At 66.4% G+C, this 20,725-nt stretch carries 20 protein-coding genes; 13 read left to right on the top strand and 7 right to left on the bottom strand.

Features of this window, described 5'->3' with window-relative positions:
• The first annotated feature begins 60 nt into the window (after positions 1–60).
• From FCN77_RS00870 to FCN77_RS00880, 3 genes are all read left to right on the top strand, one after another.
• Entirely contained in the window at positions 61–981 is a 921-nt protein-coding gene (locus FCN77_RS00870) for a Rossmann-like and DUF2520 domain-containing protein (protein WP_137324580.1), read from the top strand.
• A gap of 1 nt (position 982) precedes the next feature.
• A complete protein-coding gene (locus tag FCN77_RS00875) occupies positions 983–1,912 on the top strand; it encodes a pantoate--beta-alanine ligase (protein ID WP_137320718.1) in 930 nt (309 codons plus the stop codon).
• 127 nt (positions 1,913–2,039) lie between these two features.
• Positions 2,040–3,527 carry a DHA2 family efflux MFS transporter permease subunit gene (locus tag FCN77_RS00880; protein ID WP_137320719.1) on the top strand — a complete coding sequence of 496 codons (1,488 nt, stop codon included), beginning with the start codon at positions 2,040–2,042 and terminating at the stop codon, positions 3,525–3,527.
• 8 nt (positions 3,528–3,535) lie between these two features.
• On the opposite strand, the gene FCN77_RS00885 is transcribed toward FCN77_RS00880, so the two are convergent.
• From FCN77_RS00885 to FCN77_RS26520, 5 genes are all read right to left on the bottom strand, one after another.
• Positions 3,536–4,363 (bottom strand): sulfurtransferase, encoded by an 828-nt coding sequence (locus tag FCN77_RS00885; RefSeq protein ID WP_137320720.1) that lies wholly within the window; start codon positions 4,361–4,363, stop codon positions 3,536–3,538.
• A gap of 120 nt (positions 4,364–4,483) precedes the next feature.
• Positions 4,484–5,320, bottom strand: a complete 837-nt coding sequence (locus tag FCN77_RS00890; RefSeq protein WP_137320721.1) for an alpha/beta fold hydrolase — start codon at positions 5,318–5,320, stop codon at positions 4,484–4,486.
• Between the two features lie 65 nt (positions 5,321–5,385).
• Positions 5,386–6,258, bottom strand: coding sequence for an alpha/beta fold hydrolase (locus tag FCN77_RS00895; RefSeq protein WP_137320722.1), 873 nt, complete (start codon positions 6,256–6,258; stop codon positions 5,386–5,388).
• 13 nt (positions 6,259–6,271) lie between these two features.
• A complete protein-coding gene (locus tag FCN77_RS00900) occupies positions 6,272–7,084 on the bottom strand; it encodes an alpha/beta fold hydrolase (protein ID WP_254678788.1) in 813 nt (270 codons plus the stop codon).
• Positions 7,063–7,215, bottom strand: a complete 153-nt coding sequence (locus tag FCN77_RS26520; RefSeq protein WP_254678789.1) for a hypothetical protein — start codon at positions 7,213–7,215, stop codon at positions 7,063–7,065. Before FCN77_RS26520 ends, FCN77_RS00900 begins: the two co-directional genes overlap by 22 nt.
• Before the next feature lie 125 nt (positions 7,216–7,340).
• Here FCN77_RS26520 and lysS point away from each other — a divergent pair, with 125 nt between their 5' ends.
• The 9 genes from lysS (at position 7,341) to dhaM (ending at position 18,377) form a co-directional block, all read left to right on the top strand.
• Positions 7,341–8,873, top strand: a complete 1,533-nt coding sequence (lysS, locus tag FCN77_RS00905) for a lysine--tRNA ligase (RefSeq protein WP_137320723.1) — start codon at positions 7,341–7,343, stop codon at positions 8,871–8,873.
• Positions 8,874–8,875: 2 nt separating this feature from the next.
• A complete protein-coding gene (locus FCN77_RS00910) occupies positions 8,876–9,088 on the top strand; it encodes a hypothetical protein (RefSeq protein ID WP_137320724.1) in 213 nt (70 codons plus the stop codon).
• Between the two features lie 136 nt (positions 9,089–9,224).
• Positions 9,225–9,551, top strand: coding sequence for an Lsr2 family protein (locus tag FCN77_RS00915; protein ID WP_137320725.1), 327 nt, complete (start codon positions 9,225–9,227; stop codon positions 9,549–9,551).
• Between the two features lie 415 nt (positions 9,552–9,966).
• A complete protein-coding gene (locus tag FCN77_RS00920) occupies positions 9,967–12,459 on the top strand; it encodes an ATP-dependent Clp protease ATP-binding subunit (protein WP_137320726.1) in 2,493 nt (830 codons plus the stop codon).
• 363 nt (positions 12,460–12,822) lie between these two features.
• Positions 12,823–14,958 carry a prolyl oligopeptidase family serine peptidase gene (locus FCN77_RS00925; protein ID WP_175417098.1) on the top strand — a complete coding sequence of 712 codons (2,136 nt, stop codon included), beginning with the start codon at positions 12,823–12,825 and terminating at the stop codon, positions 14,956–14,958.
• Positions 14,959–15,103: 145 nt separating this feature from the next.
• Complete coding sequence (locus FCN77_RS00930) at positions 15,104–15,613, top strand: amino-acid N-acetyltransferase (RefSeq protein ID WP_137320728.1); 510 nt, start codon at positions 15,104–15,106, stop codon at positions 15,611–15,613.
• Positions 15,614–16,069: 456 nt separating this feature from the next.
• Positions 16,070–17,071, top strand: coding sequence for a dihydroxyacetone kinase subunit DhaK (dhaK, locus tag FCN77_RS00935; protein WP_137320729.1), 1,002 nt, complete (start codon positions 16,070–16,072; stop codon positions 17,069–17,071).
• A 2-nt stretch (positions 17,072–17,073) separates the two neighbouring features.
• Complete coding sequence (gene dhaL, locus FCN77_RS00940; protein ID WP_137320730.1) at positions 17,074–17,706, top strand: dihydroxyacetone kinase subunit DhaL; 633 nt, start codon at positions 17,074–17,076, stop codon at positions 17,704–17,706.
• On the top strand, positions 17,703–18,377 hold the full coding sequence (gene dhaM, locus FCN77_RS00945; RefSeq protein WP_137320731.1) for a dihydroxyacetone kinase phosphoryl donor subunit DhaM: 675 nt from the start codon (positions 17,703–17,705) through the stop codon (positions 18,375–18,377). The genes dhaL and dhaM overlap by 4 nt, the downstream gene beginning before the upstream one ends.
• 18 nt (positions 18,378–18,395) lie before the next feature.
• On the opposite strand, the gene FCN77_RS00950 is transcribed toward dhaM, so the two are convergent.
• A complete protein-coding gene (locus tag FCN77_RS00950) occupies positions 18,396–18,893 on the bottom strand; it encodes a hypothetical protein (protein ID WP_137320732.1) in 498 nt (165 codons plus the stop codon).
• Positions 18,894–18,968: 75 nt separating this feature from the next.
• Entirely contained in the window at positions 18,969–19,787 is an 819-nt protein-coding gene (locus FCN77_RS00955) for an A/G-specific adenine glycosylase (RefSeq protein WP_254678790.1), read from the bottom strand.
• 254 nt (positions 19,788–20,041) lie between these two features.
• Here FCN77_RS00955 and FCN77_RS00960 point away from each other — a divergent pair, with 254 nt between their 5' ends.
• Positions 20,042–20,719: a hypothetical protein gene (locus FCN77_RS00960; RefSeq protein ID WP_137320734.1), complete on the top strand. Its 678-nt coding sequence runs from the start codon at positions 20,042–20,044 to the stop codon at positions 20,717–20,719.
• Positions 20,720–20,725 lie beyond the last annotated feature (6 nt).

Below are 20,725 nucleotides of genomic sequence, written 5' to 3' on the forward strand. Positions count from 1 at the left end.
GGACATCCGATCTCCCGGGGCAGCCCGGTAACCGACAGAACTACCAGGAGGACCCGCAACATGGCTAAGCCAGGACGCCTCGGCGTCGGAATCATCGGTGCCGGCAAAGTGGGTGCCGTCCTCGGTGCGGCGCTCCGCGCTGCCGAACACGCCGTCGTCGGCGTTTCAGCGGTCTCGGACGCGAGCCGGGAACGAGCCGAAACCCTGCTGCCCGGCGTTCCGGTGCTCGACGTGCAGGACATCGTGGAACGGGCCGAGCTGGTGCTCCTGGCCGTACCGGACGATGCCCTCGGCGGACTCGTCAAGGGCCTGGCGAAACTCGGGGCCTGGCAACCCGGACAGCTCGTGGCGCACACGTCCGGCCGCTTCGGCGTCGGAATCCTGCATCCGGTGCGGGCCGCAGGCGCGGTCCCGCTCGCCTTGCACCCGGCCATGACCTTCACCGGCATGAGCCTGGACCTCACCCGCCTGCTGGACTGCACGTTCGGCGTCACGGCGGATGCCGCCATGCTCCCCATCGCCCAGGCCCTTGTGGTGGAGATGGGCGCCGAGCCGGTGGTCATCGCCGAAGGTGACCGCACGCAGTACCACGCCGCCCTGGCGCACGGCTCGAACCATCTGGTCACCCTCGTGGCGCAGGCCTCGCAGCTGCTCCGCGAGGTGGGGGTTGAGGCGCCCGAGCGCATGCTGGGGCCGCTCCTTCGTGCCACGCTGGAGAACGCCTTGGCCTCCGGCGAAGGAGCCCTGACCGGCCCCGTGGCCCGCGGCGATGTTGGCACGGTCGCCGCCCATGCCGAAGCCCTGCGCGAGCACGACGCCGGTGCCGGCGGCGATATTCTGGAGGCCTACCTGGCCATGGCGCGGGCCACCGCGAGCCGCGCCGGGAGCCGCGGACTGCTGAAGCCGGATCAGCTGAATGCGATCCGCGCGGCCCTGGAGGGCACAGGAAATGACGGGCCGCAGGCCACTGAAGGAGACTGACTTGGCGATCAAAGTCGTAACCACCGCGGCGGCGCTGCGGGCCGAGAGCGCGCGGCTGCTGACGGAGAAACAGGGCGCATCCCAGGGTCTTGTTCCCACCATGGGCGCCCTGCACGAAGGGCACGCCATGCTGGCGCGCACCGCCGTCGAACAGAACGACGTTGTGGTGGCCAGCATCTTCGTCAATCCGCTGCAGTTCGGCGAGGCCGCGGACCTGGACCGCTACCCGCGGACCCTGGAGGCGGACATGGAGCTGCTCGATGCAGAGGGTGTGGACCTGGTGTTCGTGCCGCCGGTGGACGAGGTCTATCCCGGGGGCGAACCGCTGGTCCGGGTGACCGCGGGCCGCCTCGCCGAGAAATGGGAAGGCGCTTCCCGCCCCGGGCACTTCGACGGCGCGCTCACCGTGGTGGCCAAGCTGCTGCACTACGGGTTTCCGGGTGCCGGGCTTTCGGGCCGCGGCGCCTTCGTGACCGGCACCGTCGCTGGCCAGCCTGCCTACCGCGCCTACTTTGGCCAGAAGGATGCCCAGCAGCTGACGCTGGTGCGGCGAATGGTGGCGGACCTGAATTTCCCCGTGGAAATCGTGGCTGTGCCGACGGTCCGATCCGAGGGCGGTCTGGCCCTGAGCAGCCGGAACAGGTTCCTTTCCGGCGAGGAACGCGAGGCCGCCCTGGTCCTGTCCCGGGCCCTTCGGCTCCTCGAGGAACGGGCGAATGCCCACGAACCGCTTGACCTGGAATCAGCACAGGCGCTGGTGGAGTCCCAGCCTTTGGTGGGGCTGGACTACTTCGACGTGGTGGACCCGGACACGCTGGAGCCCCTGGCCGAGAACTGCAAGGAGACACCGTTCCGCGGCGAAGGCCTGGCCATCATTGCGGCGAAGGTGGGGCCGGTCCGGCTCATCGACAACGTGCCGCTGAGCTCCTGACACGGGAAATTTCCGGCTTCTCCGCCGCTTTTCTCTAATGACGGGAATTACCCTGGGGATACACTGTTGGAATCTGCAGCGACGACGCTCGCCGGAAACCACATCGCATCTCCCTGAGGGAATCCCCATGTCTACAGACGTCTCTTCCAACGCCCACGGCGACCCAGCACGGAGCCAGGCAGCAGCAGGGGCGCCGGCAGCTGCCCCGGTGAAGATGTCCCGTGAATCGGTCACCATCATCACCACGCTGTTGGTTGCCACCTTCGTGGTGATCCTCAACGAAACCATCATGAACGTCGCACTCCAGCGGCTGATGGTTGACCTCGGTGTTGACGCGCCCACCGTGCAGTGGCTGTCCACGGGCTTTATGCTCACGATGGCCGTGGTGATCCCCACCACCGGGTTCATTTTGCAGACTCTCTCCACCCGGGCCGTGTTCATGCTGGCAATGGGGCTGTTCTCCGGCGGCACACTCCTGGCCGCACTGGCCCCCGGCTTCGAAGTGCTGCTGCTGGCCCGAATTGTGCAGGCCGGCGGCACAGCCATCATGCTCCCCCTGCTGATGACCACCATCCTCACCCTCGTTCCGCCGGAACGCCGCGGCGCCGTTATGGGCAACGTGAGCATCGCGATCTCCGTGGCACCGGCAATGGGGCCAACGGTGTCCGGTCTGATCCTTGAGCACTTCACGTGGCGCTTTATGTTCGTCTTTGTGCTGCCCGTTGCCCTCGCGGCCTTCGCCATCGGCGCCCGCTTCCTCACGAACGTCGGCGAATCCGAGAAGACCAGGCTGGACTTCCTGTCGGTGCTGCTGACCATGCCTGCGTTCGGCGGCGTGGTTTACGGCCTCAGCCAGATCGGCGGCGGCCACGGCGGACAAAGCGGACCCGGCGCGCCCGCGGTGGCGGCCCTGGCCATTGGCGTGGTGGCCATGCTCGCCTTCGTGTTCCGCCAACTGAGGCTGCAAAAAAAGGACGCTCCGCTGCTGGACCTGCGGGCATTCAACTTCCGCATGTTCACGGTGTCAGTGCTGCTGATGGTGGTGGCGATGGTGGCCCTGTTCGGTGCCGTCATCCTGCTGCCGCTCTACCTGCAGGAGATCCGCGGACTGAAGTCGCTCGAAACCGGCCTGGCGCTCCTTCCCGGCGGCCTGGCGATGGGTCTCCTCGGGCCGTTCATCGGGCGCCTGTTCGACAAGGTGGGCCCGCTGCCGCTGACAGTTTCCGGCTCCGTCCTGATGGTGCTGTCGCTGTGGCAGTTTTCCATGCTGAATGCCGAGTCCGCCGTGTGGTGGATCGTGGCGCTTCACGTGGCCCTGAGCTTTGGCCTGGCGCTCCTGTTTACCCCGGCGTTCACCACCGGGCTCAACCCGCTGCCGCCGCACCTCTACTCGCACGGATCGGCGATCATGAGCACACTGCAGCAGGTGGCCGGTGCCGCCGGGACGGCGTTGCTGGTGTCGATCTACGCCGTGGTGTCGGCAGCGTCAGGCATCGTCGCAGGCATGCACGCGGCGTTCCTGACGGCAGCCATCATAGCCGTCGCCGCCGTCGTGCTTTCCGCCATGATGCGCAAGACGGCCGGTGCGGAGCACCCCGCCCCGGCCGCCCACTAACGCCCGGGTCAGGCCGTCTCGACAGGCCTGTCCGTGGCGTGTCCATACTGCGACCAGCCGCCGACGAACAGCCTGCCTCTCCCCGCCCCCAGTTGCTCCAGGACCAGCAGGTTGTGGCAGGCAGTCACTCCGGATCCGCAATATGCAATGGTGTCCTGGGCGGAGACAATTCCCGCACGCTCGAAATTCGCGCGTAGCTGGTCCTCGGGCAGCAGTCTTCCTGAGGAGTCGAGGTTCTCGCGGCAGGGAACATTCACGGCACCGGGTATATGCCCGGGGCGGGGGTCCACAGGGTCTTGGCACCCGTCGAAGCGGTCACGATTCCTCGCGTCCACCACCTTGTACTGATCAGACGACGCCTCCGAGATATCGGCAAGCAGGCTCTTAGGCCATGCATGGGCCGAGAATTCTCCCTCCCTTATTTGCGGGGCATCCTTGGCGAGTTGTCCTGGATAGCTGGCGATACCCCCGTTCAGGATCGCGGCGCTGCGGCCCGTGGATCGGAGCATCCAGACAAGTCGGGCCGCGATGACCCCGCCCGCGTCGTCGTAGGCGATCACGGTGTCTGAGTCATTTATGCCGGCTTCCCGCATCCCCTGGGCAAACACTTCGGGATCGGGCAGCGGGTTCCTCCCGGCTTCTTGCGAAGCTGGCCCGGAGAGCCACTGATCCATGTCGACGAAGACGGCATCCGGGATATGGCCGGCATCGTAGGCGTCCTTCCCCGAGGACCCGTCCAGGTACCAGCGGGTATCCACGAGAACGAACCGCCCTGCGTTGCCCGCGCACCAGTTCCAGTCGACAAAGGGCTGCAAGTTGGAGTCGCTATTGCTCATGATCGGCAGTCTAGAGCGATAGATCATATGTTGAGATTTCGATCTCAATATATGGAACCCGGGGTTCCTTCGCGGGAAGGCCCGAAGCGTCCCTTGGCGCGTTGGGGCCTGTAAGGAACGTCAGCCGGCGAAGAACTCGCTCAGTTCGGTGATCAGCTTGTCTGGCGCCCTGTTGACGCCGTCGTGCCCTGACCCGGGCAGGATGGTGTAGCTGGAACCTGAGAGGACGTCGTGGATCTGCCCGCATGCGATGCCGAAGTAGGCCGGGCTCTTTTCGCCGACAATGATGAGGGTCTCGAGGGGCAGCGCCAGGAAAGGCTCGGCCGGCATGTCCGCGGCGATGATCGCCTTGATCTCCCGGACGCCGGTCTTCATCAGGTCGCGGTGCTGTTTGCCGATGGGCGTCCCGGCGATGAGCTTGTTGGCGAGCGTCAGCATCGAAAGCGGCATCCGTGAGGACAGGGCCCCGCCCGTCTCGAGACCCCTGACCAGCACGGCGAGGGCGCGGTCGTCGTCGCCGGCCGCCGTCGCGCGTTCGTATTCGGAGATCCAGTCAGCCTTGACGCTGTGGTTGACGGACACGGCAGGATCGTAGACGGCGAGCCGTTCAACCGGAAGCGTGCGCGCCGCGTGCAGAGCAACCGCGCCGCCGAAGCTATGGCCGAAGACGTCCGTGCTGGCCGTGTGCTTCATGACGGTATCGAGGTCCCTGATGTCTACATCCAGCGTGTAGTCCCCGGGCTGCGGCGACGATTCGCCGCGGCCGCGCCGGTTGAACGTGTGCACCGGCCGACCCAGTGAAGCACTCAGCTTCTGGGCAAAGCGGGTGTAGTCCGCGGCGGTGACCATTGAAGCCTGCACGACGACGACGCCCGAGCCTGCCGAGGCCAGCTCGGCGCCCGTGGTGTACAGCTCCAGCGTTCCGCCGTCGGGTGTTGTGATGTTCTCGCGCGTCATGTTCCGAGCCTACCTGTGGCGGCTGGAACCGCACAGCAGCCGGGCGTCACAAGGCCCACAGGGCGTCAGCCCTTGAAGTAAGCGGAGATGTCCTCCACCAGCTCCTTGACCGCGGCGGGAATGGAGGCGTGGACGCATTTGGGCGAGACCTGGAAGGCGCTGCCGGGCACGGCCCGGTGCAGCAGTTCCGCCGTCACGTTGTAGTAGCTGGGGCTCTTGGCGCCCACCATGAACCTGGTGTTCGGCGGCAGCACGGAGAAATCGCGGGCGTGGTCGGCTTCGTCGAACGCGGCCTTGAGCTCACCCACCCCGCTGGGCATGAGCTCCTTGAACAAACGGTTCACTTTGGTCCGAGACACCAGCGCCATCAGCCCGGCGAGGACCGGCTCGGGGATTCTGGCCAGGGCTGTGCCGGGCTGCATGCCCTTCTTGAGCTTGGCCAGTGCATGGGGGACGTTGCCGGCATTGACCGAGCGTTCGAAACTGTCCAGCCATGACGTGTCCACGCTGCCGTCGATATTGACTGCAGCGTCGTAGACCGCGAGTTTGTCCGGCTGGTGCCGTGTTCCGGCGAACTCCTGGACAGCGTTCAGGGCCACCGAGCCGCCCAGGCTGTGGCCAAAGAGGTTGCGGGCGCCGGTGGTGTCCATGATGGTCCGGACGTCGGCGATCTCGGTGGCCATGGAATAGTCCGGCGGCTGCGGTGTGGAGTCACCGCGGCCGCGCCGGTCATACACGTCCACCGCCCAGCCGTCGCCGAGGCCTTTGGCCAGGGCTTCCGAAAACGGCCGGTAAATCAGTGCCGTGAGGAATGCCCCGCCGATCACCACGACCCGCCTCTCGCCGGGGGCATCCACCGTGCCGTAGCTGTAGAGAGCAAGCCGGCCGCCGTCGTGCGTGGGTACGGCCTGCTGCTTTACTGCTGCCCATTCCTTCACTGGTGCTTTTCCATCACGGGCCCATCCTAAAGCGGTGGCCCAGCGGGTGCCTGGCGGCCCGGATGCGCCGGAGCCGCAGCCCGACGTCGTCGGCCAGGAACCTTGCGGTGGTGAGCGCCAGGCGGTGGCCCGGACGGAGCGGCCCCTCGTGGAGCTGCCCCGGGACCAGTGCGAAGTCGATTGCCGGCACCGCCGCGGCGAGCTGGCGGCCGGTTTCGGCAAAGTACGCCGGGCTCCAGCCGCCGCTGAGCATCAGGGTGGGGGTGGTGATGCCGGTGAAGTCCTGGAGCTCGGCGTCGGCCTTGAGCACGGCCTGCATTTCGGCGAGGGCGGTGGGCAGCAGCTGCCGCATCTCGGCGCCCAGGCGGGTCCGGGCGGACAGGATGCTCAGCATGCGCAGCGCCCCGAGCGGGAGTTTGGAGACCGGGCCGGCCGTTTCCAGGCCCTGGACCAGATGCGCCCAGGCGTGGTCCAGCTGGCCGGCCGCCATGGTTTGCTCCAGTTCAGGGCGCCACCGGCGGCTGAGGCTGCCAGCGACGGAGACAGCCGCGTCATAAGTCACCAGCCGCCGGATCAGCCCGGTCCGGGCGGCCTGCAGCGCCACGAATCCCCCATAGCTGTGGGCCGCCACGTCAGTGGAACCAGTGGATCGGAGGACAGCGGCAAGGTCGCCGACTTCGGTGGCCGCGGAATATCCTCCCGGCTGTTCCGAGGAGCCCGCACGGCCACGGCGGTTGTAAGTGTGCACCGGCCGCCCCAGGAGGCGGGCAAGCTTCATGGCGAAGGGGCCGTAGAGGGCATCCGTCACCAGGGTTCCGTGAACCACGACGACGCCGGGTTGCGCCGGGGCGTCCGGGTCACCGGCCGCTGCGGCCGCGGAGGGGCCACAACAGGGCTGAAGGAGTGCACCTCAAGGTGCCCTTCGCCGTCGTCCGTCCTGATGGTCCGAGTCTCCACAGCTTCGAGTCTATTCCCCTCCCGAGGCCGCTCGGCCCGGCTCGTCCGGGCGAAAACGGCGAGGTGAGGGGGATCATGGCGGCGGGAAAAACCATGCTGCTGAACTCCCGGTAAACTTAGGGACTGTGACTTCCCAAAACACCCCCACCCCGACCAATGCTGCCGAGCCGGCGGACGCCAGCGAGCAGATGCGCATCCGCATGGAGAAGCGCGCCAAGCTGATTGAACGCGGCGTCGAGGCTTATCCGGTGGGTGTTGAGCGCACACATTCCCTCAGTGAGATCCGCGAAAAGTACGCGCACCTCGAAGCCGACGAGACCACCGGGGACACTGTCGGCGTCACGGGCCGGATCGTGTTCATCCGCAACACCGGCAAGCTGTGCTTCGCCACCCTCCAGGAAGGCGGCACGGACGGCAAGGGCACCCGGCTGCAGGCGATGCTGAGCCTGGCCAACGTGGGCGAAGAGGCCCTGGCTGAATGGAAGGCCCTGGTGGACCTGGGTGACCACGTGTTCATCCAGGGCGAGGTCATTTCCTCCCGCCGCGGCGAGCTGTCCGTCATGGCCGACTCCTGGTCCATGGCGTCCAAGGCGCTGCGTCCGCTGCCCGTGCTGCACGCCGGCCTCAACGAGGAAACCCGCGTCCGCCAGCGTTACGTTGACCTGATGGTCCGCGACGAGGCCCGCGAGATGGTCTACACCCGCGCCGCCATCACCCGCTCCATCCGAGAGAGCCTGCACCGCCGCAACTACGTCGAGGTGGAAACCCCGATGCTGCAGCTGGTCCACGGCGGTGCCCTGGCCCGGCCGTTCGAGACCCACATGAACGCCTTCGACCAGAAGATGACCCTGCGCATCGCCACCGAGCTGTACCTCAAGCGCGCCGTGGTGGGCGGCATCGACCGTGTCTACGACATGGGCCGGGTGTTCCGCAACGAAGGCGTGGACTCCACGCACAGCCCCGAGTTCACCACGCTGGAATGCTACGAGGCCTGGGCCGACCAGTTCGTGATGGCGGACCGGATCAAGGAAATCATCCTGGACGCCGCCGACGCCGCGGGTGTGGGACGGACCCTCCAGACCGAAGCCGGGGAGATCAACCTCGACGGCGAATGGGCCTGGCTTGCTGTCTACCCGGGTCTCTCCGAGGCCGTGGGCCAGGAAATCACGCCGGACACCACTGTGGAAGAACTGCGTGCCGTGGCGGCCAAGCATGACGTCAAAGTGGATCCCAAGTGGGATGCCGAGAAGCTGGCCGTTGAACTGTTCGGCGAAATAGTGGAACCCACGCTGCTGAACCCGACGTTCGTCTACGACTACCCGCCATCGGCGCAGCCGCTCGCCCGCCAGCACCGCGACGACGACCGGCTGATCGAGGCCTGGGACCTGATTATCGGCGGCATGGAACGCGGCACCGCGTTCTCTGAGCTCATCGACCCCGTGATCCAGCGTGAACGCCTCACCGAGCAGTCCAGGCACGCCGCAGCCGGCGACGTGGAGGCCATGCAGCTGGATGAGGATTTCCTCCGGGCGCTGGAGTACGGCGCCCCGCCCATGGGCGGCATCGGGCTGGGCATCGACCGCCTGGTGATGCTGTTCACCGGGGCCGGCATCCGCGAAACCATCCTCTTCCCGCTCCTGAAGCCCGAAGGACACTGACCGTGGAGTATGTAGCAGTCCTCCTGCCGTCCCTTGTTGTCGGGTTGCTGTTCTGGTTTGCCATGAAATCGATCTTTAATGCGGACAAGTCCGAACGGCAGGCCGAGGCACGCGCACAGGCTGAGGCCGACGCGCACGGCGGCGAATCCAATCATGGACCGAATGGCTCACCCAATACCGGCACCAATGCTGGCAATGGATCAAGCACAAACTAATACTTCCTGCTAATTCCTGCCCACCATTCACAGGAACCTTTTGCCGCTTTGACGTGTTGCCATAATAAGAGGGATACTTTTTACTGATACATCCTGCTTTTCTGCATACCCGTCCTTTCCAAAAGAGAGAATTTTTATGGCACAGAAAGTAAAAATCATCCTCGTAGATGATCTGGATGGGGGAACCGCGGACGAAACTGTCCGATTTGGCCTTGACGGCGTCAGTTACGAAATTGACCTGTCGGCGGCCAATGCTGCAGAACTCCGCTCCTCCTTGGAGCGGTTTGTTTCCAGCGCCCGCAAGACGTCCACCGGCCGCGCCACCCGTACAAAGGTCTCAGGCGGCAGGAACCAGGACTCTGCACAGATTCGTCAGTGGGCCAGGGAGAATGGCTATGCGGTTAACAGCCGCGGCCGCATCCAGGCTGAAATTCAGGAAGCCTACCAGAAGGCTAATTCCTAGCATCGACGCAGTTTTGCGCGCAAAAGCAATGCCCCTGCCAACTGGCGGGGGCATTGCCATTTGAATAGCGGAACCGCGGGGGTTGGGGCATCCCGTAAAGAGTCCGGATATTTCCGGTTATTACGCTTCGGAGCATGCTCTGTCGGGGTCCGCGGCAAATGGGCCGGCAGTTGGCCTGATTCCGGACGGCATTCAAAGCAATACGCGGCCCTGTGGTCAAAGTGCTGAAACTTGGGGGCCATCACTTCGTCGGATTCCCGGGCGGAATTCCGCCGGCGGGGCACTGTCGGGGCAGCCTCCGGCAGGTCGACCCAAGCTGCGCAACCTTCCCGGGTTTCCCCTGTGGCGAACACGCTCCACAAGTCGGGGTCTGCCACGTAGCATCAAAGTACGTCGTAGCTAGGAGTGTGGCGAAATGTTTGAGCGATTTACGGACCGTGCCCGTCGCGTAGTTGTGCTTGCCCAAGAAGAGGCACGCATGCTGAACCACAATTACATCGGTACTGAACACATCCTCTTGGGTCTGATCCATGAGGGTGAAGGCGTTGCCGCCAAAGCTCTGGAGTCCTTGAGCATTTCGCTCGACGGCGTACGCGAGCAGGTGCAGGAGATCATCGGCCAGGGCCAGCAGGCCCCGTCCGGCCACATCCCCTTCACTCCGCGCGCCAAGAAGGTGTTGGAGCTCTCGCTCCGCGAAGCGCTGCAGCTGGGCCACAACTACATCGGCACGGAGCACATCCTGCTGGGGCTCATCCGCGAGGGTGAAGGCGTGGCGGCCCAGGTGCTGGTGAAGCTCGGAGCGGACCTCAACCGGGTCCGCCAGCAGGTGATCCAGCTCCTCTCTGGTTACCAGGGCAAGGAGACCACCGGCGCAGGAGTCGGCCCCGGCCAGCCGGAAGGCACGCCTGCCGGATCCGTGGTCCTGGACCAGTTCGGCCGCAACCTGACCCAGGCCGCGCGCGAGAACAAGCTGGACCCTGTCATCGGACGCGAACAGGAAATGGAACGCGTCATGCAGGTCCTGTCGCGGCGCACCAAGAACAACCCCGTCCTCATCGGTGAACCCGGCGTCGGCAAGACCGCCGTCGTCGAGGGCCTCGCCCAGGCGATCGTGCGCGGCGATGTCCCGGAGACCATCAAGGACAAGCAGCTCTACACGCTGGACCTTGGCTCCCTCGTGGCAGGCTCCCGCTACCGCGGTGACTTCGAAGAGCGCCTGAAGAAGGTCCTCAAGGAGATCCGCACCCGCGGCGACATCATCCTGTTCATCGACGAAATCCACACCCTGGTGGGTGCCGGTGCAGCCGAGGGCGCCATCGATGCAGCTTCGATCCTGAAGCCCATGCTGGCCCGCGGTGAGCTGCAGACCATCGGCGCCACCACGCTGGACGAATACCGCAAGCACATCGAGAAGGACGCAGCGCTGGAGCGCCGTTTCCAGCCGATCCAGGTCAAGGAGCCTTCGGTTGCGCACGCGATCGAGATCCTCAAGGGCCTGCGTGACCGCTACGAGGCGCACCACCGCGTGACCATCACCGACGGCGCCCTCGCCTCGGCAGCCAACCTGTCCGAACGTTACATCTCGGACCGCTTCCTGCCGGACAAGGCCATCGACCTCATCGATGAAGCCGGCGCACGCCTGCGCATCCGCCGCATGACCGCTCCGCCGGAGCTGAAGGCCATGGACGAGCGCATCGCCGAACTCAAGATGGAGAAGGAGTCCGCGATTGACGCGCAGGACTTCGAAGGCGCCGCTTCGCTGCGCGACAAGGAGCAGAAGCTCATTGCCGAGCGGGCAGAGAAGGAACGCCACTGGAAGACCGGCGGCATGGACGACATCTCCGAGGTGGATGAGGATCTCATCGCCGAGGTGCTGGCGAACTCCACGGGCATCCCGGTGTTCAAGCTGACCGAGGAAGAGTCCTCGCGCCTGCTGAAGATGGAAGACGAACTGCACAAGCGCGTCGTTGGCCAGAATGAGGCCATTAAGGCCCTGTCGCAGGCCATCCGCCGCACCCGTGCCGGCCTGAAGGACCCGAAGCGTCCCGGCGGCTCGTTCATCTTTGCCGGCCCCACCGGCGTCGGCAAGACCGAGCTCGCCAAGGCCCTCGCCGAGTTCCTGTTCGGTGAAGAGGACGCCCTCATCACGCTGGACATGTCCGAATACTCCGAGAAGCACACGGTTTCGCGCCTCTTCGGTGCCCCTCCGGGCTACGTCGGGTACGAAGAAGGCGGGCAGCTGACCGAAAAGGTCCGCCGCCGTCCGTTCTCCGTGGTCCTGTTCGACGAAGTTGAGAAGGCCCACGCGGACCTCTTCAACTCACTGCTGCAGATTCTGGAAGACGGCCGACTGACCGACTCCCAGGGGCGCGTTGTGGACTTCAAGAACACCGTGATCATCATGACCACGAACCTTGGAACGCGGGACATTTCCAAGAGTGTTGCCACGGGCTTCCAGTCCGGCACGGACACGCAGACCGGCTACAACCGGATGCGCGCCCGGGTCACCGAGGAGCTCAAGCAGCACTTCCGCCCCGAGTTCCTGAACCGTGTTGACGACGTTGTGGTCTTCCCGCAGCTGACCCAGGACGAGATCATCGAGATCGTGGACCTGTTCGTGGGCCGCCTGGAGAAGCGCCTCAAGGACAAGGACATGGGCATCGAACTCACCAAGGCTGCCAAGGTGCTCCTGGCCACCCGCGGCTACGACCCGGCCATGGGTGCCCGGCCGCTGCGCCGCACCATCCAGCGCGAGATCGAGGACCAGCTGTCCGAGAAGATCCTCTTCGGAGAGATCCACCCGGGCGACATCGTGGTGGTGGACGTTGACGGCGAAGGCGACGACGCCAAGTTCACCTTCGCAGGGAACGCCAAGCCGCGTATCCCCGAGATCGCCCCGAGCGTCTAAGCACCAAACCAACGGCCCCGTCATCCCGCAAGGGAAGGCGGGGCCGTTGTCATGTCCGTCGCCTCCAGCTCGACACCGGCGACATTTGCCGCTTGCTGCTCCTTCGTCGCTTTGACGCAAGCTACACAAATGCCACCGATGCCTTCGCTTCTGTGATGGGCGGCTCGGCGACTCCACACGCGGCGGTGGCGGTCAGGCATTTGTGTAGGCGCCGTCTAAGCGAGGTACGAGCGAGGCGCCGGCAAATGTCTCGGCCGTCAGCGCCGCTCCCAGGTTCGTGCCTCGCCGTCGGGGTCTGAAAGTACCGTTTCACCGGTAGTGAACTTGCTGTGATCCAGCGCACAGCAGGTGTTGAATCTCCTCATGGCTTCCCAAGACTCAGCGATCCTGAGCGAACAACCCGCGACCCCATTTCACGACGTCGACCACTATCTCGCCATCCCCCGGGTGAGTGGCCTTGCGCTGAGCCCTGACGGAAAGCGGTTGGTGACCACTGTTTCCACACTTAACGGCAAGGGCACCGAATATGTAACGGCCCTGTGGGAATTGGATCCCGCGGGCGGGAAGCATGCCCGCCGGATCACCCGCAGCGCCAAGGGCGAGGCCGGGGCTGCGTTTGCCTCCACCGGCGACCTCTACTTCACGTCGGCGCGGCCCGATCCCGAAAGCCCGGACGCCGACCCCGTCAGCGCGCTCTGGCTGCTGCCGGCCGACGGAGGCGAGGCCCGTGTTGTGCACTCGCGGGCTGGCGGAATCAGCCACGTGATGTCGGCCGGGGACTCCGCGGCCACCTTCGTTACGGCCTCAGTTCTCGCGGGCTCCGCCGACGAGGAGGCGGACGAGGCGCGGCGAAAGAACCGCAAGGACAACAAGGTCTCCGCCATCCTGCACAGCGGGTACCCGGTGCGTTACTGGGATGCGGACCTGGGCCCGGACCAGCCGCGGATTTTCGCCGTGGAGCCTGGGGAGGAGAAGGAGCCCGGCAAGCCGGCAACGGTTGACGCGGCCGCCCCGCTGGAGCTCCGCAACCTGACGGCGGACGCGGCCGGATTGCTGCGCAACGCCGATTCGGTGGTCAGCCCCGACGGCAAAACCGTCTACACCAGCTTCAACAAGCCCCTCGCCAAGGCGGACTCCCGCTCGGTCCTGGTGGCCGTCGACGTGGCCACTGCGACGCATCAGATCCTGCTGGACCGCGAGGGCGTAAGTTATTTCGCCGGGCCGGTGAGCCCGGACAACCGGAGGCTGGTGGTGATGAGTGAAACCGACACCACGCCCCACCAGGCGCCGCAAGTCGGGCTTCAGCTGCTGGATCTGACGGGGGAGGGGCCGGCGGAAAGCCGCCTCCGTCCGCTTGCCGCGGACTGGGACCGCTGGGCCATCCAGGCGGTCTGGCTGCCGGACGGCTCCGCCCTGCTGGTGACGGCCGACGACGACGGCGCGTCCCCGGTTTTCCGGGTCAGCCCTGCCGGGGCGGGGGCCGGCGGCGGGGCCGAGGGTGCGGAGGTCACCCGGGTGACCCGCGCCGCGGCGGCCTACACCGATGTCGTGGTTTCGCCGGACGGGCTGAGCGCCTACGCCCTGCGCAGTTCCTATGAATTTCCCCCGGAAGCAGTCCGGATCGACCTGGCGACCGGTGACGTCACCCGGCTTCCGGCGCCGGCAGGGCGCCCACGCATCCAAGGATCCCTCGAGCGCCTCGAAACCACTGCCGCCGACAGGTCGAGGGTTCCTGCGTACTTGGCCCTGCCGGAAGGGGCCTCGGCGCAGAACCCCGCACCGCTGCTCCTCTGGATCCACGGCGGTCCCCTGGGCTCGTGGAACGCTTGGACGTGGCGCTGGAATCCCTGGCTGCTGGTGGCCAAGGGCTACGCAGTGCTCTTGCCGGACCCGGCCCTTTCCACGGGGTACGGGCAGGCCTACATCCAGCGGGGCTGGGGCCAGTGGGGCAAAGCGCCCTACACGGACCTCATGGAGATCACCGACGCCGCGGTGAAACGACCGGACATTGATGCATCGCGGACAGCCGCGATGGGCGGCTCCTTCGGCGGCTACATGGCCAACTGGGTGGCCGGCCAGACGGACCGCTTCGACGCGATCGTGACCCACGCCAGCCTGTGGGCCCTTGACCAGTTCGGCCCAACCACGGACGACTCACAGTACTGGCTCAAGGAAATGACCGCCGAGATGGCACTGGACAACTCACCCCACCTGCACGTCGGGAAGATCAGCACGCCCATGCTGGTGATCCACGGAGACAAGGACTACCGCGTTCCTGTCGGCGAGGGCCTGCGGCTCTGGTACGAACTGCTGTCCAAATCGCAGCTGGCAGCCGACGACAACGGCGAGACGCCCCACCGCTTCCTCTACTACCCGGACGAGAACCACTGGATCCTGCAGCCGCAGCACGCCAAGGTCTGGTACGGCGTCGTGGAGCACTTCCTGGCGAAGAACGTGCTGGACCAGGACTTGCCGCTTCCCGCTGACTTGGGGCTCTAGGCGAAGGAGGCTGGGGCATTTATGTAGCGTGCGTCTAAGCGACGAAGGAGCGAGCACGCGGTAATTGTCGCAGGCTCCGAGGCGGAGGTGGGGCGGACGTGAGTGTGGAGCCGAGCCGAGCCGGAGCCGCCGTAAGATTGGGGCTGTGACTGAGACTTTCCGCATCCGCCCTGCCCGCACCAGCGACGTAACTGCCATCAAGAGGCTCGTGGCCCCGCTGGCGGACAAGAGGATCCTGATGGCCAAGGAGACGGTGGCCTACTACGAAAGCCTGCAGGAGTTCAGGATCGCGGAGTCGGCCGACGGCGAGGTGATCGGCTGCGGCGCCCTGCACGTCATGTGGGAGGACCTGGCCGAGGTGCGCACGTTGGCGGCCTCGGACGCCTGGCGCGGTAAGGGCGTGGGCCATGTCCTGGTGGAAAGCCTCCTGGAGGAGGCCAAGGCGCTGGGCGTCTCCCGGGTGTTCTGCCTGACGTTCGAGGTGGCCTTCTTCAAGAAGCACGGGTTCGACGTCATGGCCGACCAGACGGCCGTGGACCCTGAGGTTTACTCCGAGCTGCTGCGCTCGCACGACGAGGGCGTGGCGGAGTTCCTGGACCTTGCCAGGGTGAAGCCGAACACGCTGGGAAACACGCGCATGATCAAGGCGCTCTAGGTCCTTCCCCGGGCGCGTCCCGATTATGTCTGACTTCTGGGGTCTTCCCATATATCGAATCGATGTATAAAGTTACTAAAGCTTGCTTAGTAAAACCCGAACCCCGAACCACTCGAAGGACTGAAATGCGCGAGCACGCCATTTTTCCGGATTTTTCGGCGTTTCAAATGGATCTGCCAACGGCGCTGACCGCACGCGATCCACTGAGCTGGCCCCGTGAGGCGTCGGCATTCCACATAGGCGCCGCGGCGTGGCCGGATTCCGTGCCTGACTCAAGCGGGAAGCGCTGAGGCGGGCTGGGAACACAAGCTGGGAAAGAAAAGGGACAGTCAATTGGGGGCTGTCCCTTTTCCTTTACCCCCCGGCTGACTGCCGTTTGGCGGAGGCGCTACCGTAGCCGGGGTGGCGGTAGTAGGGTCAAGACAAAGCCGCCAGGACACTCCAGGGAGCACTCCAATGAAGAAGCTGATCAACGATCCCCGCGCCGTAGTGGACGAGTCCGTGGAAGGCTTCGGTCTTGCCCATGCGGACCTCGTCACAGTCAGCGCCGAGCCGAAATTCATTACCCGCAAGGACGCCCCGGTGGCCGGGAAAGTGGGCCTTGTCAGCGGCGGCGGCAGCGGCCACGAGCCCCTGCACGGCGGATTCGTTGGGATGGGAATGCTCGACGCCGCGGTACCCGGCGCCGTGTTCACGTCGCCCACGCCCGACCAGATCATTCCGGCGACGCTCGCCGTGAACTCCGGCGCCGGCGTCGTGCACATCGTCAAGAACTACACCGGCGACGTCCTCAATTTCGAAACGGCCGCCGAAATGGCGGAAGCCGAAGGCGTGCAGATCCGCACGGTCCTGGTCAACGACGACGTCGCCGTGGAGGACTCGCTGTACACGGCCGGCCGGCGGGGTGTTGGCGGCACTGTCCTGGTGGAGAAGATCGCCGGTGCCGCGGCCGAACGTGGGGACGACCTGGATGCGGTCGCGGCCATCGGAGACCGTGTGAACCAGAACGTCCGCAGCATGGGCGTCGCGCTGTCCGCGTGCACGGTCCCGCATGCCGGCGTGCCCAGCTTTGACCTGGAAGAGAACGAGATCGAGATCGGGATCGGGATCCACGGTGAGCCCGGCCGGCACCGGATCCCCATGGAAAATGCCGATGCCATTACCGACCGCCTTCTTGAACCGATCCTGAGCGACCTGGGCATTGCCTCCGGAGACAAAGTGCTGCTGTTCGTGAACGGCATGGGCGGAACCCCGCAAAGTGAGCTCTACATCGTGTACCGCCGCGCAGCGCAGGTGCTGGCGGACAGGGGCGTGACGGTGGAGCGCTCGCTGGTGGGCAACTACATCACGTCGCTGGAGATGCAGGGCTGCTCCATCACGGTGCTGCGGCTCGACGACGAACTCACCGGTCTCTGGGATGCCCCGGTCCACACCGCCGCGCTGCGTTGGGGCGTCTGACCGTGGGGCTGGACGTTGACTGGGCCGTACGGTGGCTGACTCTTTCCGCGCAGGCCATGGCGGACCACCGGGTGGAACTGATTGAACTGGACCGTGCCATCGGGGATTCCGACCACGGCGAAAACATGGACCGCGGCTTCAAGGCCGTCATGGCGAAGCTTGCCGAGGCGCCGCCCGCCACGCCGGGGGCGGCATTGAAGCTCACGGCCATGGCCCTGATGTCCAAGGTGGGCGGTGCAGCCGGCCCGCTTTACGGCACCGCCTTCCTGCGTGCTTCCACTTCGCTGGGCGAGGTCGCCGAGATTGACCCTTCGGCCCTGGCAGCCGCGATCCAGGCCGCCCGGGACGGCGTTGTGGCCCGCGGCAAGGCGGAGTCCGGGGACAAAACCATGGTTGACGCCTGGACGCCCGCCGTCGACGCGGCAGCTGCGGCGGCCGCCGCAGGGGACGGCGACGTCCTCAAGGTCCTCCTCGCGGCGGCTGAAGCCGCGGAGGCCGGTGCCGTGGCCACTGATCCGCTCATCGCACGCAAGGGGCGTGCCAGCTACCTGGGGGAGCGCAGCGCGGGCCACCGCGACCCCGGGGCGGTTTCCACCGCCCTCATCCTGCGCGCCGCGGCCGGGGCGGCCGAATGACGGTCCGCCTGGTGGTGGTGTCCCATAGCGAAAAGATCGCCGACGGCGCGGTGGAGCTGGCCGCGCAAATGGCGCCCGACGTGGTGATCCTGCCTGCCGGCGGAACCGACGACGGCAGGATCGGCACCAGCCTGGAAAAGGTCATGGCCGCGCTGGACCAGGCAGCCGGCGAAGACGGCATCGTGGTGCTGACCGACCTCGGCTCCGCCGTGATGACCGCCGAATCGGCGGTGGAGTTCCTGGCGGATCCCGGCGCGGTCCTGTTGGCTGATGCGCCCTTGGTCGAGGGCCTGGTAGCGGCTGCCGTCGCGGCGCAGTCGGGGGCGGACGCAGCCGCCGTCAGGCAGGCCGCCGAGGCAGTCCGGCGCGCCCCGGCACCCGGGGCGCCTGGCGAAGCGGAGACGCTGGGGCCGCCCGAAGCTACTGGCGATTTCGAGCTGGTCAACCAGGCAGGCATGCATGCCCGTCCGGCGGCGAAGATCGCCGGGGGACTCGCGGGCCTGGACGCCGAGGTGACAGTCAACGGCGTGGACGGCGCCTCCATGACCGGCCTCATGACCCTGGGCGCGGGCAAGGGATCGGTCCTCCGCATCGAGGCCTGGGGGCCGGATGCCGCAAAGGCGGTCGAGTACGTCGGCGCCATGGTGGAAGCAGGATTCGGGGAGCCCTGACGGGGGCTGCTGTGCTGGTCAGCTTTCCTGCCGGAGGCCGTCGGCGTCCAGCACTGTGCCGGCCGTGATGAACTTCCCGCACTGCTCCCCGTACGGGTAGGCCGCCTTTGGCATGAAGCTCAGTTTGCGTTCAGGCAGTGGCGCGCCGACGCTGGAGGTGCCTGTGGCCGTGGCGTCAATCCGCGATTCCGTCAGGACATCCATCATCAGCATGCCCCGGAGCGTGCCGTCCGGCGAGGACGTTGCCGAACATGTCCCGTCGGGGCCGGACGCCGGTTCGCAGCCCAGGTCCACGGATACGCTGCCCGGCATGAGTTCCAGGTCGGCTTCCCGGCACGTACCGTCCTGGCAGGCTTTCAGATGGATGCCTTTGACGCTGGGCGCATAGCTGGCCGCAACTGTCAGGGCCACCACAGGCGCCTGGGCGATCGCCGGACACGGCACTGCCTCGGGCAGGCACGCGGACGGAATCAGCGACGTCGTGACCACCGCGAGAAGTACGCCCAAGCTGCGCATGCTTCAGGGTAGATCCGGCAAGGCCGGCGGCGCCAGCATCCGCGGGAACCATATCCGCGCCTTGACGGACAGGCCTCAGGCGGGGAGCCTGAGGCCGCCCGGGTGGAGCTCGGCCAGGCCATCGCTGACGAGCCCCGCCACGGCACGCTCCAGCTGTTCCGGTGCGGAATTCAGCCGGTGCAGCGCCGCGAGGGGGATGCCGATGCCGTCCGCTTCAAAGCCAAGGTCGGCGGGCGCCTGGTGGAACATTTCCGGTGCCACCGGCGCGTCCGCCATGCGGAGGACTGCCATCACGGCGCCCCGCACCTGCCTGTCAGTGCCGTGCCAGGACTGGCCCTTTGGCGTATACGACGGCGGCGGCTCGCCCGCGGCCAGCCACGCGCAGGCGCCCCGCACGGGGCAGTCACCGCACTTCGGCGCCCGCGCCGTGCACACCAGCGCTCCCAGCTCCATGACCGCCGCGTTCCAGCGGACGGAGAGCCCGACGTCGGCCGGCAGCAGTTCCCCCGCCAGCCGCATCTCCGCCGCGGTCAGCGACTGTGACGGCAGCGCAGTGCCCGAAAAGAGCCGCGCATGGACGCGGCGGATATTTGTGTCCACCACCGTCTCGCGGCGGCCGAAGGCGAACGCCGCGACGGCGGCTGCCGTGTAGCTGCCCACACCGGGAAGCTCCAGCAGCTCGGCGTAGTTACCGGGAACCTCGCCGTCGTGCTCTTCCACGATTGCGACGGCGGCCGCGTGCAGGCGCAGGGCACGCCGCGGGTAGCCCAGCCTGCCCCAGTGCCGGACTGCCTCACCGGACGCTTCGGCGGCAAGGTGTGCGGGCGTGGGCCAGCGGCTGAGCCATTCTTCCCAAACGGGCAAAACGCGGACCACCGGCGTTTGCTGCAGCATGATCTCGCTGACCAGGACTCCCCAGGCGGAGCACTCGGGCTCCCGCCATGGAAGCTCCCGGGCAGTGGCCCCAAACCAGGTGTCAAGGGCTCCGTGGAGGGCGGCCAGTGGCGGCAGCGCGGGGCGACTCGCCGGGGGCGTGGCAGTGGGTACGGCTAAGGCTTTGATGCAAATACTGTAGTGGATACCTGCCCGCAGTCCGCCTTCCGGCGTGGTGGTGCCCCAATGCGCCCGCTGTTCTCTAGCCTAGAAGGATGGTCAGGCAAGGCACTTCAGGAAAGAACCGTTCAAAACCGAAGGGCACCGCCGGCCGGCAATCAGGACGTCCGCCCTTGACGGCCGTCTACCGCCGTCGCAGGCTGTTCGTTGGCCTGGTGCTGCTTCTTATCCTCTCGGTGGCACTGGGAGGATTCGCTGCCGTGTCCGGCGCCATGAAGGGCGCATCCGAACAGGCCTCCGCCACGAACCGGAACGGTTCCGACGGCGAAACCGCCCCGCCCGTACCTTCCGCCTCGGCCACCCCCAGCATCCCGGCGACCCCCACCTGCGACCAGAGCCTGGTGACGGTCTCGGCATCGACCGACAAAGCAGCCTATGCCGCGGGGGAGAACCCGCTGCTCACCCTGAAAGTCACCAACGGCGGGAAGGTCGCATGCGAGGTAAACCTGGGCACGTCCCAGATGGAGTACACAGTGACCAGCGGTTCCGACCGGATCTTCTCCTCCGTTGACTGCCAGTCCGAGAGCGGCGACCTGGTGAAAACCCTCGCGCCGGGGCAGAGTGAAACCGCAAACTTTCCGTGGCAGCGCAACCGGACAGTGCCAGGCTGCGGTGCGGTGTCTGCCAAGCCCGGTGCGGGCGGCGCCTATTACATGTTCGTTGCCCGGTTGGGGACCAAGTCCAGTTCAAAAGCCGTCTTCCAGCTTAACTGAGCCCCC

It is taken from the genome of Arthrobacter sp. 24S4-2, assembly GCF_005280255.1.
Lineage (GTDB): Bacteria > Actinomycetota > Actinomycetes > Actinomycetales > Micrococcaceae > Arthrobacter.